At 44.7% G+C, this 14602-nt stretch carries 11 protein-coding genes; 7 read left to right on the top strand and 4 right to left on the bottom strand.

The window, feature by feature from the left end; genetic code table 11:
• The first annotated feature begins 64 nt into the window (after nt 1-64).
• Nucleotides 65-871: an HAD family hydrolase gene (locus CES82_RS06070; protein WP_098824505.1), complete on the top strand. Its 807-nt coding sequence runs from the start codon at nt 65-67 to the stop codon at nt 869-871.
• A 146-nt stretch (nt 872-1017) separates the two neighbouring features.
• Here CES82_RS06070 and CES82_RS06065 read toward each other — a convergent pair whose 3' ends face one another.
• Complete coding sequence (locus CES82_RS06065; RefSeq protein ID WP_439959047.1) at nt 1018-2637, bottom strand: malolactic enzyme; 1620 nt, start codon at nt 2635-2637, stop codon at nt 1018-1020.
• 134 nt (nt 2638-2771) lie between these two features.
• Here CES82_RS06065 and CES82_RS06060 point away from each other — a divergent pair, with 134 nt between their 5' ends.
• Complete coding sequence (locus tag CES82_RS06060) at nt 2772-3650, top strand: LysR family transcriptional regulator (RefSeq protein WP_098824503.1); 879 nt, start codon at nt 2772-2774, stop codon at nt 3648-3650.
• On the opposite strand, the gene CES82_RS06055 is transcribed toward CES82_RS06060, so the two are convergent.
• Nucleotides 3642-4076 (bottom strand): GNAT family N-acetyltransferase, encoded by a 435-nt coding sequence (locus tag CES82_RS06055; protein WP_098824501.1) that lies wholly within the window; start codon nt 4074-4076, stop codon nt 3642-3644. The two genes, CES82_RS06060 and CES82_RS06055, sit on opposite strands and share 9 nt — an antisense overlap.
• Before the next feature lie 984 nt (nt 4077-5060).
• On the opposite strand from CES82_RS06055, the gene CES82_RS06050 reads away from it, so the two are divergent.
• Together CES82_RS06050 and CES82_RS06045 are read left to right on the top strand one after the other, a co-directional pair.
• Nucleotides 5061-6005 (top strand): ABC transporter ATP-binding protein, encoded by a 945-nt coding sequence (locus CES82_RS06050; protein ID WP_439959046.1) that lies wholly within the window; start codon nt 5061-5063, stop codon nt 6003-6005.
• A gap of 14 nt (nt 6006-6019) precedes the next feature.
• On the top strand, nt 6020-6796 hold the full coding sequence (locus CES82_RS06045; protein ID WP_180245680.1) for a DUF2705 family protein: 777 nt from the start codon (nt 6020-6022) through the stop codon (nt 6794-6796).
• A gap of 488 nt (nt 6797-7284) precedes the next feature.
• Here CES82_RS06045 and CES82_RS06040 read toward each other — a convergent pair whose 3' ends face one another.
• Nucleotides 7285-9420: a YhgE/Pip domain-containing protein gene (locus CES82_RS06040; protein WP_098824495.1), complete on the bottom strand. Its 2136-nt coding sequence runs from the start codon at nt 9418-9420 to the stop codon at nt 7285-7287.
• Between the two features lie 124 nt (nt 9421-9544).
• Nucleotides 9545-10210 (bottom strand): D-alanyl-D-alanine carboxypeptidase, encoded by a 666-nt coding sequence (locus tag CES82_RS06035; protein ID WP_098824493.1) that lies wholly within the window; start codon nt 10208-10210, stop codon nt 9545-9547.
• Between the two features lie 359 nt (nt 10211-10569).
• Here CES82_RS06035 and CES82_RS06030 point away from each other — a divergent pair, with 359 nt between their 5' ends.
• From CES82_RS06030 to CES82_RS06025, 3 genes are all read left to right on the top strand, one after another.
• Entirely contained in the window at nt 10570-12735 is a 2166-nt protein-coding gene (locus CES82_RS06030; protein WP_098824491.1) for a YhgE/Pip domain-containing protein, read from the top strand.
• Nucleotides 12736-13476: 741 nt separating this feature from the next.
• Complete coding sequence (locus CES82_RS12775) at nt 13477-13605, top strand: hypothetical protein (RefSeq protein ID WP_263850124.1); 129 nt, start codon at nt 13477-13479, stop codon at nt 13603-13605.
• Nucleotides 13547-14599: a prealbumin-like fold domain-containing protein gene (locus CES82_RS06025; RefSeq protein ID WP_180245679.1), complete on the top strand. Its 1053-nt coding sequence runs from the start codon at nt 13547-13549 to the stop codon at nt 14597-14599. Before CES82_RS12775 ends, CES82_RS06025 begins: the two co-directional genes overlap by 59 nt.
• Nucleotides 14600-14602 lie beyond the last annotated feature (3 nt).

Genomic DNA, 14602 nt, shown 5'->3' with positions numbered 1-14602 from the left:
ACACTATATTAAAGTGATTCAGTCAGTACTTAACGGCATAAGTAATAACGAAGGAGAATCAATTTTGATTAAACACATTTTTTCCGATATGGACGGTACATTGCTTAACCAGCATGGCAAAGTTTCTGCTGGGAATACGACGGCCATTCAACAAGCGGACATCCCGTTTACACTGGTTTCAGCACGTTCGCCAAGACAGATGTTGGATGCGATTGAAACACTGAAACTAACGGCACCGCAGATTGGGTTTAATGGCGGCTTGATTTACCAGGTGAAAGACGGACAGTTGCAGGTCATCGAAGACTCACCAGTAGACTCTGGGGTGGCTAAACGAGTCGTGGATTTGGTGGAAGCCAAGTTCCCAGGTACCGGTATTAGCCTGTTTGGGTTAACGGACTGGCAAGTGACCCATATGGACGACGGTGTGGCTTTCTTTCAGGAAGATATGCCGCAAAAGCCAACGGTGCTTGACCCTGTAACTTTCTGGGAGCAGCCAAAACCAATCTATAAAATGACCTTTTGCGTTTTGAACCGTGATGTCATGGATGGCATTGTTAAAATTTTGCATGAAGCTGATCTGCCAGGAGTGGCGATGCAAAAATCCAGCGATATTTATTTAGATATCACGGCAATAACGGCTAAAAAGTCACGTGGCGTAAATTACATCGCTAAGCGTGAACAGCTGGATCTAAGTGAAACGGCTGCATTTGGTGATGGTCCCAACGATATTCCGATGCTGAAATTGGTAGGCATGCCAATCGTCATGGCGAACGGACTACCGGATGTGAAGCAAGTTGCCCGTTTCTTAACCACTGATAATGACCATGATGGTGTCGGGCAAGGAATTGAGAAGTTTATTTTAGAAAATTAAAACACTGTGACACAACTTGGTAGATTCCAGAACATAAGACAAATAAACCCATTCCGATGGTTTTTCGGAGTGGGTTTATTTGTCTTATATAGCCAGAATTTTTATCGATATAGAATTGTGTCGTAACGCCTCAGGTTGGTTAAATATTAATATTCTGGGGACCACTTAGTATTTGCCACAGCTTGCTTAGCGTTAGAAATTGGTTCTTTTGTCATTTTCTGGTCAATCGCACTCTGCACTACAGCTTCAGCAATGGTTGTTGAAAATTGGCTCAGTTGAGTTACTGGTGGCAGAATGGCGGCTCCTGGTTTGCTGGTATCAACTAAGCCACCTAAAGAATGGGCAGCAGCTGAAATCATATCATCGTTTAGTCTAGTGGCGTTAGCGGCAATGACGCCCAGTCCAAGGCCTGGATAAACCAGCGCGTTATTCGCTTGGCCGATTTGGTAAGTCGTGCTATTGACGGTGACATCCTTTGCTGGAATCCCTGTGGCGACTAATGCCCGGCCATTGGTCCAGTTCAGCAGATCTTCAGCGGTTGCTTCAGCAAGTTTAGTGGGGTTGGACAATGGCATGATGATTGGCCGATCCGTGTGGGCTGCCATATCTTTTACAATGGCTTCTGTGAAAGTACCGGGTTGCGTGGAGGTGCCCACGAGGATCGTTGGATGAACCGCGGATACAATGGCAGCTAGGTTCGTCAGTGAATCTGGGTCATCGAACTCATCTCGAGAACGGGCGAAGGGTTTTTGCTCTGGTGTGAGAGTTGGATCATCAGCGAACAGCAAGCCCTGTTTGTCCACCATGTAGAAATGAGCTCTGGCTTCTTCAGGACTCATCCCTTGTTGGACATATTCGTCGCAAACCCGTTTGGCAATACCCGCTCCGGCAGTGCCAGCGCCAAAGCAGACGTAGCGTTGGTCAGCCAGTGACTGTTTTGAAATATTCAACGCACCCAAAACGGCGGCTAGGGTAATGATACCAGTTCCCTGAATATCATCATTAAAAACGGTGTAGCGGTCTTGATATCGGTTAAGCAATTCAGCGGCATGGTCACGACCGAAATCTTCGAAATGGAGGTAAAGGTCGGGAAAGAGCTCCTCAGCGGTGGTCACAAACTGGTCGACGAATTGATTGTATCGGTCGCCTGTGACACGTTGATGACGGTTACCTAGATAGAGTGGGCTATCTAACAGGCGTTGATTATTGGTGCCAACGTCTAAAACAACAGGCAGTACTTGAGCCGGGTCGATACCAGCTGCGGCAGTGTAGACCATTAATTTACCCACAGCAATATCAACGCCATCGGTTCCCCAGTCGCCGATACCAAGGATGCCTTCAGCGTCGGTAACCACGATCAAGCGGATGTCGCGCCCGTCTGCGCCATTTTTCAATGCTTGCGTCACATCTTCAGGACGGTCGATGGAGAGAAAAACAGCGTCCTGTGGGTCTACGAATAATCTGCTGTAGTTTTCAATGGTATCCGCGATGGTTGGGTCATAAACTACTGGCATAAAGTCCGCCACGTGTTCGCTGAACAGCTTGTAAAACAGTACCCGATTTTCGTCAAAGATTTCCATCAAGAATTGACGCTTAGCCAGATTAGTCGGCTTTGTCTGGTACTGGGCGAAAGTTTGGGCAACCTGTTCGTCCAAACTTTGAACATAGGGTGGTAATAAGCCTTCCAAACCAAGTTCGTGACGTTCTTCTTGAGTAAATGCAGTGCCTTTATTTTTAAATGGATTATTTAAAATGCTTAATGACAAGTGAAAGATCTCCTTCAAATGATTTACAAAATCAGTATATTCGCTTGTGATTTTTATAGTCAAACTCATAGTCCAATATAAAAAAAGTTTATAATAGGCTTAAAACAATACTGCAGAAATCTTAGGAGAGTATCATGAACATTCGTGATTTAGAGTACTTCATCAAGTTAGCTGATATTAAGAATTTCTCTAAAGCTGCCGTTATTTTTAACGTTAGCCAACCCACTATCACCATGGCACTTAAGCGCTTAGAACAAAGCTTCGGTGCGACGTTAATGATCCGTCATCGCGCTCACGGAGATCTTAGTTTGACTGATAGCGGTGAACAACTGCTGGTTCACGCTAAGACAATCGTTCAAGAGTACCAGATTGCTCAGCGTGAATTGACTGAAAGACAGCAAGGCAGGCTTTCAATAGGGTTACCACCAATTATTGAAAATACTTATTTTCCGCTGATTGCTAAACACTTAAAACGAGTGGGGTTACTGGATAAACTTTACACCCTTGAAGAAGGCTCAATGACGACGCTGCAGGCCATTCAAGCTGGTAATATTGACGTGGCATTACTGGCAACCACTCAGCCAGTCACCGACGATAAACTAGTGGTGGAACCCTTTGATCAGCAGCCCTTTGCGATTTATGTGTCAAAAAAACACCCACTGGCTCAACGGTCAGGGGTGCGGTTTTCAGATTTAAAGGGGGAATCCTTTGTCTTGTTCAAAAAGGGTTTTGTTCATAATCAGGCGTTTAATCAGTTAGCCCGCCAGAATCATTTTCGACCCAAAGTGGCTTTTCGTTCTAACGGTATTCAGAGTTTACTGAATCTGATTACGGATGAAATCGGGATCGGGTTTCTGGCCATCACTACGCCGGTGAGCAATGAGGTTGTCCGTGTGCCACTGTTAGATGATGAGCAACCGACTTTCACCACTAGTCTAGTTTATCGGGGGTCGCACGTCTTCAATCCGTTGCAGCAACGGATGCTGAACTTGATTCGGGAAAGCTTACGATAGTGTCTTTGTTAGCGTGATTGCTGGGACGCCATCTTCTTCGTAAGGTTCTGACGATACTTGATAGCCTTGACGCTCATAGAAGCCCTTAGCTGTCATTTCACTGTGGATAACGGATTTGGTATAACCGTGAGCGAGGCCGTATTCTTCCAAGGCCTTAATGATTTGAGCACCGAGGTGTTGTCCTCGGTACTCTTTTAGGGTGGCAATTCGGCCTGGTCGCATAGTAGTGTCATCAACGGTTTGAAAACGGCCGGTAGCTACGGGCTGGTTGTCGTCCGTGTATGCAACCACGTAAACGCGGTCTGATTCATCGTTGTCGTCAAACTCGTCTTCCATGGCAATGGTACGTTCCAAAACGAACACGTTCATGCGAACGTAAAGTGCGGCGGCGTGGTTCCATGGTTCTGATCCAGTGTGAAATTTCATAATTTTTTACTCCTTGTGGGTATTAATGCCTCTTAGTATACCCTTATTTAAGTTATGTTTTAAGCGTCATTTCGTTTCGTGAAACAGGCAACTCGTAGTGGGGTCGCTCCGGAACTATTTTTTCGGGAAATCACCGAAAAAAGGATTTCCTCCGTCTTCCGTAGTACTAAGTGAGCAACAAACGCTCACTAACTACTACTTTCACCACGATTTGCCTGTTTCACTCCACTGCATTTTACTTTCTGCTTTATCGGCGGCAGCATGGTAACGTTGCTAACGCAAATGCTGTAATCAAACTGGAGTCATAATACTGAGATATGATATGTAGAATGTAGCGAAGCTGGGCGGGCAGGTCGTGGTGTCGATGTCACTTAACTACCGTTCTTTGGTAGTTTAGTGACATGGGAGATGGTGGAGATCCGCCCCGAGCGAAGCGAAGGTGCTAGCTTCACCACGACCCACTTCGACCTGCCCACCCAGCGTAGCGAAATGATGCCTGCTAAGAATATTTTTAACCAAATAAAAACCCGCAGCTCTAAAGTCTGCGGGTAATTTACGTAACGACAGGGGATGTACGTTACGTCGTTGTTGTCCTTAGCTATTTGGGAGAATAGGAAGAAGGATTTAGAAATGTTTCAGGTCGCAGGGGATGTAACCTGAAACGAGGGGAATGTAACTGTCGCAAGGGAATGTGGCAGTTACTTGCTTTCAAAAGAAAGTGGTTTTTAGGGAAAATGGAACGATCAGGGGAGATCGTTTCAGTGGTACAAGGATTAATATACTGTGATGAGCTTAAACGTAACTTAAAATTGATTTTAAGTTGAAGAATTTCTCTTCGGCTTAGAAATTTCTTACGATTTGCGTATTTAATACCATAAAGGCCAGTAATTCGTTAAACTTAATACTGGGTTGTTAATTGAAACAGGTAGCACACTTGCCCCAACCCCTTAAACTATGATTAAATACCAGTAAACCACTATTAGTATGGAGGAAAAAATGAGCAGTATTTTATCCGTGCAGAATTTAAATAAAAGTTTTGGCAACAAGCACGTCTTGCACGATGTCTCGTTTGATTTGAAACCGGGACACATCGTGGGGCTTGTTGGCCCAAATGGTGCCGGAAAATCGACCTTGATGAAAACTATGCTGGGCCTATTTAATTATGACTCAGGCAGCATCAAGATTGCGGGAGAAACGGTAACACCGCAGAAGCATGAATCACTTTCCAAGGTTGGTGCACTGATCGAGTATCCTGGAATTTATCCCTTTTTAACTGGCTGGGATCATCTTCAACTGTTTGCGGATGGTGATCACCAACTGATTCACATTCAAAAAATTATTTCCCAATTGAATATGGATAGTTTTATTAAACGGAAGGCCAAGGGTTATTCGTTAGGCATGAAGCAAAAATTGGGCATTGCGCTGGCGTTGGTTAATTTTCCTGAATTAGTCATTCTTGATGAACCTATGAATGGTTTGGATCCAGAAGCGACCAAGGAATTACGCGATTTGATTATTTCTGAATCTCAACATGGCACAACCTTTCTTATCTCATCGCATATTTTGAGTGAACTGCAGCGGTTGGCCCAAGATCTGTTGATTATTGATGAGGGGCGAATCGTGCAACAGACGACCATGCATGAATTATTAGCTTCGCAGGGCAAACAGACCATTATGTTGATGACCAGCGATGATAAGAAAGCCCGTCAATTGCTGAAAAAGGCTAGGTTTAAAACCACACCTGATCCACGAGTGGAAGTGGTGGCGACGGATGATAACACGATGCCTGAAGTGTTGCGGCTGCTTGTTGAAGGTGGCGTTGATATTCTGGACGTGACTCGCCTTGAAGGTAACCTCGAAAGTTCCTTGCTGGAAGTTTTGAAACAGAGTCGAATTCAGAAAAGATTAGCCGAAGAAGAGGCAGAATAGGGGGTGCGAGAACAGTGTGGACTTTAGTTAGACAGGAAAGTTTTAAATTAACCAGAAGAGTCAGTACCTGGGTCAGTACGGCATTTTTAGTTGGTATTGAAATCGTATTTGCCTTTTTATCCCGGGTATACCCACAAACCTTTGTCCCAGCCAACATGTTTGAGTCGCTTTATTTTTCGCGGCCAATCATTAACTTCTATATGATTGCTGCAACGGCCACAATCATCACCATGGAGTTTCAGTACGGAACCATGAAACAAGTGCTTTATCGGCGCTATTCACGAGGACAAGTTTTGGTTAGCAAATGGCTAGCAATCTTCTTTTATACCTTTTATTGGTACGTGATGAGTACTGGGATTGCTTTGTTGATGAAAGCACTGCTTTTCCGGCATACCTTGAGTATTCATCAGGGTGCCGGTGATGGGATGTCGATTTTTACCAGAGGGCTGGCAATTTCGGCAGCCAGTTTTGTAAGTTTATGGCTATTATTAAGCGTTGTTTTTTTGTTAGCGAACTTATTTAGAAATTCCGCCGCTGCTGTGTCAGTCGGTATTATTGGTTACTTTGCTTCCAACATTGTGACCCAATTGTTAACGATCCTGATTCAAAAGTGGGATTGGGCTAAGTGGAATCCAGTGACCATGACCTTGTATCCAAGCATGTTATCGCATCCGGGTTATTATCAGCCATTACTAAGGATGCAGGGCTGGCAGATGTTACTTGGGAACGTTATTTATATCGCCATTTTCTTGGGTATCGGCTACTACGTGTTTAATAAGCGGAATGTTTAGGGACGCTAAGGTGTAATGTGTTCACGTGTGATAATGGGGGGGCCTAAATTTGAATGAAAACGAATTAAATCCTAATTTGAGTGTCAAAGAGGTCGAGGATGTTCATGCTTTCATTAATCAGTTTCGACCACTGTTACTGCAACTTAAGAATCGTTAATATTGTTTAGGCATAACAAAACCTCACAACCAGAAATTACCGCTGGTTGTGAGGCTTTTTGTCTTTATTAGTTGATATTGCCGAACGTGCTCCAGCAAGCAGAGACTTATGTGTAAGCTACTCCCAACAAAAATCCAAACCCGGGATTTCCGTTGGAAGTAGCTTACACGCCAGTCCCTAAACGCTTGATTCCACACTCTAAGCCGCTATTGCCGAAACGTGTTCCAGCAGGCAGAGAGCTGCATGTAAGTCACTTCTGGCACAAATCCAAGTTCGGGATTTATACCAAAAGCGCCTTACACTCCGCTCTCTAAACGCCTGCTTCCACACTCTACAACCTTGACTTCTCCATATCACTCTCCATCCGATAGACCAACTTTTCGAACAGTCGCCTCAACGGCATGATGAGCGTGAAGAACAAGATGAAGAAGAACAAGAACAGCAGATCGTGGCCAATTACGCCCCAATTTGGCGTCGTCATGACCTCCCTGAAGAGCTGCATGGCATACGTAAACGGCATGAACGGTGCCAACGCCGCCAAATCTTTTGGCACGACTTCCAGGGGATACATGCCGCCGGTTCCAAACAGCTGGATCAGCATCATTAAGACGATGACCACCTTACCGGCATTCCCCAGCATAAAGACTAGGTTGAACATGATGATGGCAAAGGTGAAGCTGGCAACGTAGAACGCTAGCAGGAACAAGAACCAGTGCACCGGTCTGACCCCCAGGATGATTTCGCCCATCCAAGCGAAGGTTGCTTGCGCGAAGCCCATACTCAGATACAGTGGCAATTTGCCAAGGTAGGATTGTAAATGGTTTGGTCGCTGCAGGCCATTCTTACTTTCTGGCAAGATATACTCCCATGCCAGGATAGTGGACATCAAGAGCATGCCCACCCACAGTGCCAATACGGTGTAGAACGGGGTAACCTGCCAGCCGAAGTTCTTCATCGGATAAACTTCTTTGGTTTGCAGCTTGATTGGCGAAGAGAGGATTGACGATAGACTTGGATCCGTGCCTAACAGCTTAATCAAGTTATCCAGGTTCTTACCATTCAAAAAACTCATCTGTTTGTCCAGTGTCTGCAAGGTCCCTTTGATTTTATCCAAACGGGAGTTGATGTCGCTGGTTTGCGAAGCGGTGATGGAACCGGCATCAGCCATTGCCCGAAGCTCTGGAATCACTGACCGCATGGATTGAACGACTTGGCTGTTACCGTTTAAATTGTCGTTCAGCGAATTATTCAAACTGTTTAACGCAGGACTGGTAGTGGCATTGAAGTTCGTATAAGCCGTATCGAGTGCCGTATTCAGCGTGTTAGAGGCCGCTTGCAGTTCTTTGATCAGCGACTGCTGTTTCGAAGTGGAATGGGTGCCACGAAGCTGACTGACCAATGATTTTTGACGGTCAACGCTCTGTTTGGCCTTCGCAACGGAACTGATCAGCGCGTTAGTCCGGTTATTAGGCACAAAGTTATTGACGATGTCCAAGATGCGCAAGGTGTCGCTTAGGCCATCATTGATGCCATTCAACAGCGAAGTAGCTGAACTAGTCGTACTCTTTAACGTGGTTGAAGAAAGGTGACCGGACGGTAGACCATTAAAGTTGTTTTGCAGCCGGGTACCTTGAGTCTGTAGACTGTTGATACCACTGCCTAAATTAGATTGCAGGGATTGGTTTAACTGCTGGGTGGCATTGTTGATAGCTTTTGTGTTATTAACTACCGACTGCAAGTCATCAATTTGCGAGGAAATCTTTGGTAAGTCCGACTTCATCGTTTGCAGTGCCGCTCGGGTTTTCTGATTCGTTTGGTTCACATCGTTGAGTGTTTTTTCCGTCTTGTTGATGGTACTAATGGCGTCAGTTAGAGATGAACTGATTTGTAGAATCTCCGGCTTTTTGGTTGCAAGAGTGGCGCCAGCCTTGTTAGCGGTTTGGAGGGCTTCCTTACTGGCCGTTTTGATGAAGCTCTGACGGATATTGTCAGTCAAACTATTTTCTGCCTGCCCGATGATCTTAGTAGCGGCGGGATTCAGCTTTTCGTTTGATTTATAAATGATGGCTGGCTTTTGCGGGTTGGACGTTGCAAAGGTGGTTAATTTAGATGAAAAGTCATCGGGAATTTCAATCATCGCATAGTATTTACCATTTTCGAGACCATTGTTGGCCGACCAATCATTGGTGAATACCCAGTGAATATCATGGTTTTTATGCAGTTGCTTGATCACTTGATTCCCAACGTTGAATGGTTGGCTCTTGAGTGAGGCACCCTCGTCGTTGTTCACCACCGCAATTTTTAGCCGGCTCGTATTCTTCGGTGAGTACGGGTTCCACGATACCTGAATGTTGAGGACCGCGTACAGCATTGGAATAAGGGCAAATGCCAGTAAAGTCACCCAAATCGACCGGGTATGAAAGATATTATAAAAATCTTTTTTAATCAGGTTGAAAACGTTACGCATATTGTCCTCCGGTAGTTAGTTTGATAAATGTAGTTTCTAGTTGCTTTGCTGATTTTTGGCAAAGCGCATAAGGAGACCCTGATGAAATCCCATGGCAGGACACATCAGAGTCTCTTTTGGATTATTAGCCCTTTGCTTGATCACATACATCGTGAATAAACGTTGCTAAATTTGTGTTGACGTTATGCAAAATTTGCGTGGTGTTATATAGATTGTTGATACCGTTAGAAACATCGCTTTGAATCAGTGTGATGATCTGACCGAGTTTAGTAATGTCTGAATTGTTATTAAGGCTGCTCTGCAGTTTGGTTAAATTATTAATCAAAGTTGGCAACGTGGTATTGTTGTTGACTGAGTTTAATAGTGAAACAATCTGGTCGTGGGTCTTAGTAGACGTAGAATCAATCAAATCTACTAGTTCATTTAGCTGGCTCAACTGTTTTTGAGTATCGACAACGCGAACGAGATGACCGCGCCAAATCCAGCCCTTAACTTTACCGTTGGCGTTTTTAACGTAGTAGTAAACGGCTTTATTACCATTAGCTTTTCGCACAGTGTCAGATTTATAGGTGTAGAACAATGTGAAAGGATAGTTATCGGCGTTGTGGGCTTTCTTTGTCAGACTAGTGCTGGTATAAAGATAGCCGCTAACGGCGTGATAGGGTTTCTTTGAAATGGATCGTGATGAGATCACCTTAGCACCTTTACTCTTGGCAGCTGCCGGTGTGCTAACACCGAAAGCGGTGAACAGGCCAGCAAATAATGCGATGATCAAAAATGGTTTCTTCATTTTAAGCAAACTCCTTATATAAATTAATATCGGTTTGAGACCGTTTAAACGATTTATCTGACAGTTGTCAGCAAACGTTTAATTTGAAAATAGTATAACATCAAATCGGCTAAAATCCTGTAAACGAAATGAAACAACTACTTGAATAGTCAAAAAGATTGAAAACAAGACCGTTTGCCTGTCGCTTATTCTCCTATATTTTAGTACAATTTACGATAGAATGTATTGTTTCTTAAAACTGTAGTGATGTTCAGTATCATTATACCAGTGCTTGAAATCAGCCAGTTTCTCCCCTAAAATTAGTAACAGTATGCCAAGTTCCATTTGGCCGAAGCGTAGTCAACAGAAGGATGGTTTAAATGGAAAACATCAAAGCAATCTATCAGCGTGATTTAAAAGCCATGATCTCTTCGCCACTTGTAATGGTTACAATACTGGCGCTGTGCATCATGCCTAGCCTTTACACGCTGATCAACGTCCGGGCCGTCTGGAACCCGTATGACGTTTCTGAAATCAAAAATATCCCGGTGGCGGTTGTTAACCACGATACCGGTGCTAACATGGCGGGACAGAAGCTTAACGTTGGTGACACCGTTGTGCAAACGTTAAAAAAAGACCACCAGTTAAACTGGCAGTTTGCCTCAGCTGAAAAGGCCGATACTAAGCTCAAAGAGGGCAGCTACTACGCGGAAATTATTATTCCAAGTAATTTTTCGAAGTCCTTGTCCAGTATTGCGGGCGATGATCCGCACCGAGCCAAACTCATTTATAAGGCGAATAGCCGAGATGCGCCCATGGGTGGCAAGATCACCGAAACGGCCGCTAAAACGCTGGTTAATCAAGTCCAGACTAATTTTCTGCAAACCGTCAATACGACTTTATTCTCTAAGCTGAATGTGCTGGGGGACAAGGCTAAGAGTCAGCAGGGACAGATCCTGGAACTGAAGGATTGGATCATCGCGTTAAGTGATTCCATGGACCTTGCCACTGGCGCATTAGTAGAGGTTAACCATACCTCTACTAATATGGAAGCTATTTTAACCGGATTGAAGCCGGTGATGTCAGCTTCGCAAAACGTGGACGTGTTGCAGCAGAGTAACTCGGCTACAATGTCATCTCTGCACAGTGTTCAAGGTTCGGTGGATAAAGCCTTTAACAGTCTGGACACTAACCTCAATAGTGCATCGGCTAGCGCCAACCGTTTGAATAGTATGGTTAATCAACTGAATCGGTCGGCCAGTTCCACCAACAAAAGTGCCGTGAACGACATGCTAAACCGGGCCATTTCTCAGGTCAACCTGTTGAAAGGGCAGGTGACGCCGCTGCAGTCATTCCTTAAGAGTATCAATGGTCAATCTCATTTGTCCGCCATCAGTGGGCTGAATGACAGCCTTGGTAACGTGGTGTCCTTACTGAATACCGAAAAATCACAGCTGCAATCTTTGAAGTCCACGCTGGCTAGTCAAGGGCGACTGACTTCGGATGAAATCGCTAGTGCAGCCAACAACACCCGCCGAATCACGGTGGGGATGAATTCGGCACTGGGGCAGTATAATCGCTCCGTCAAAACGCATTTGGACAGCATTAGTGGCAGTTTAATCTCAGCGGTCTCAAAGTCACAGTCGATTCTTAGCGAACTGAAGCAGGCTAAAGGAATCAATGAAGACTATCTGAACAACGCGATTCAAGGCAATCAGCTGATTGCACAAAGCAGCTCTAATCTGGAAAGTAAATTGACGACGTATCAAGATGACATTCAAAACATTGCTAACCAGTTGAAGCTGACTAGTAATAATGACATTGTCAGCGTCATCACCGTCTTACAGAATAATCCCAAAACCATGGGGAATACGCTGGTGTCCTTATTTAACGTTAAGGATCAAAGCATTTACCGCGTTGGTACTTTTGGGGCGGCTTTCTTACCGACTTACATCACCCTGTCGATTTGGATTGGCTGTACCATGCTGGTCATGATTCTGCACACCACGATTCCCCGTGAAAAACGGCGGTTCCATAACATGACCGTTCACGAAGAATTCTGTGGCAAGATGCTGACCTTTGGGACGTTATCAATGATTCAAACCATGGTCATCATCTTCAGTTCGATTATTTTGCTTCGTGTTCAAGTAGAAAGCGTCTTTATCATGCTGCTTTTTGGGGTGCTGTCGTCGTTGCTGTTCACGGGCATTGTCTACGGACTAGCTGCGACCTTTGGTAATCTCGGGAAGGCCATTGTCATCTTCCTGGTGGCGATTCAGCTGGCGGGATCTGGTGCGCTGTATCCTGTTCAGCTTGATCCAGCATTCTATCGTTTCGCTTACCGCTTCGCACCGTTCGCTTACAGTGTGGGTGGTTTCCGTGAAGCGGTGGGTGGACCAAACATGCAAACGGTCTTTATTGATGCAATCGTATTGATACTGATGTTTATCGGGGTCTTCTTGCTGGGATTCTTCCTGAAAATTAAAGCGCAGAACTTTACTCGTCGTATCCTGTCAGACTTTAGTCGGACCGGGATTGGCCAATAGAATATTGATTGTGAGTCTTAGGATAGCTTTCCTAAGGCTTTTTTTAATATGGATTTGCCTTCGGCCGCTGGTGGATTCATTGCTGTGGGGACCGGTGAAAGCCTAAGAAGCGGTCTTTCACCTCGCATCCAAGCCACGCCTAAACCGCGCGTCTCGGATGTCGTCCCGTGCTGTAAGGGCATCCGCCCCAACAGCACCGTCACAGCAGATGAATCCACCAGCGCCCTTCGGCTACGGTGAGGATGATTTTTTGAAGTTAGAGTTCCAATAATATCCTTAAAAAGAAACTTAATTGTGACTCAAAACTTAATTCAGAGTGAAACATCAAGCAGATTACGACATACGCATTTTAATGCAAAAAAGTTATTGAAATGCATATTGCTATATAGTAATATTTAAATTTGAGATGAAGCTAATCCTATTAATTAGGCATTTACATGAGAAAATTGTTAGAAGTAGTTAATTTTATTAATGAATAATGCATATTTAATACACATTTTAACTACTGTAATGAGAGCGCTTTTACCGAGTTCTCATTAAATTATTGAGGTGTTACTTGATTTTATCAGGTTTTATTAGAAGTATATCATATAAGACTGGTAAATCTGGGGAAAACTCATTAATTTTTTATCTCACTGCTTTCGTCATTTGTATTCAGTGGATTTAGTTTTTATCTCGTTGTTTTTGTAGCGGAACGTGACATTTTTGTTAATTTGTAGGTATTTGAGTGAGGGGCGGGTGATGATAGATGAGGCGATGGCGGTTACTAATGCTAAGTTGCTTAATGCTGTTGATGGCGGGTTTAGGGATAATGGCGAATCGACCACTGACCGGTTTTGCGGCAGTATCGGTTCGGGTACAGTTACCTGAAAATGTTCGGGCAACGGGCCAATCGGTAACGATGAGGGTTTATGAACTCGATCGTCGGGTTCAGCAAAAATCTAATTGGCATGCATTACAGCAACAAGTAGCTGAAAAACCGCCAATGGCAATTAATCAATATGTCAGGCAGAATCATTTGAAGGCGTTAGCAGCAGTTAGTGGACAAGCAGAGGTTAAGTTTGGCGGACGGTTTGGACGAGCTTATTTATTGGTACAGGATACCAAACTGCAGCCGTTTGTGTCACAGAGCTGGGTGCAACCGCTAATGCTAAAAGTTACGGATCAGATGGAAACACTGGATGCAAAAGGGACTTCCATTGCTGAGCGACCCTATTTTTATAAGTATGGGACCAAAACCAACGGGGCAACGCATCCCTTAGCCGGCGCACAATTTGTTCTGACCCAGCAGGTCGCTGGTCAGTTGTTGTACCTGACTAAGAACGGGGGTTGGAGCAGCATTAGAAGCGAGTCGTCTATTCAGCGGTTTACTTCGGATAAAGAAGGACTGGTCCGCTATGACGGGCCGACACTTTCGCCTGGGAACTATGAATTTCGTGAGGTAGATGCGCCTAAGGGATACGAAATTAGCCAGGCTGCGGAACACGTTAACGTGCATATTCCCGCTAACGGAAAAATCCAGGTGCAAGGGACTGCACTTGAATCACTGGTTGCTGGTCGTGTGCCGAAGATAGTTACTACACAAAGGTCGCTTCGAGTTTACAATCCGCAGCAATTGGCTACCGGTAATTCTGAAACGGATGATAAAAGCGTCAACGGTGGGACGAATAACGGACAAGCTATTGTTTCAACCCACGATAAGGATAAAACAGCGCGGTCATCGAAACGGAAACCACCGTTTTGGCTACCGCAAACGAATGAAGAACGAACAACGTTTGCTGTTGTGGGCGGGTTGATCATACTGGCCGCAACAGGATTGCTACGTCACTACAGGCACACATACACTTCCAAGAAGGAGCGTTAGGAT

It is taken from the genome of Secundilactobacillus silagincola, from assembly GCF_002583405.1.
GTDB classification, from domain to species: Bacteria; Bacillota; Bacilli; order Lactobacillales; family Lactobacillaceae; genus Secundilactobacillus; species Secundilactobacillus silagincola.
This window is presented reverse-complemented; position numbering and strand designations above follow the sequence as displayed.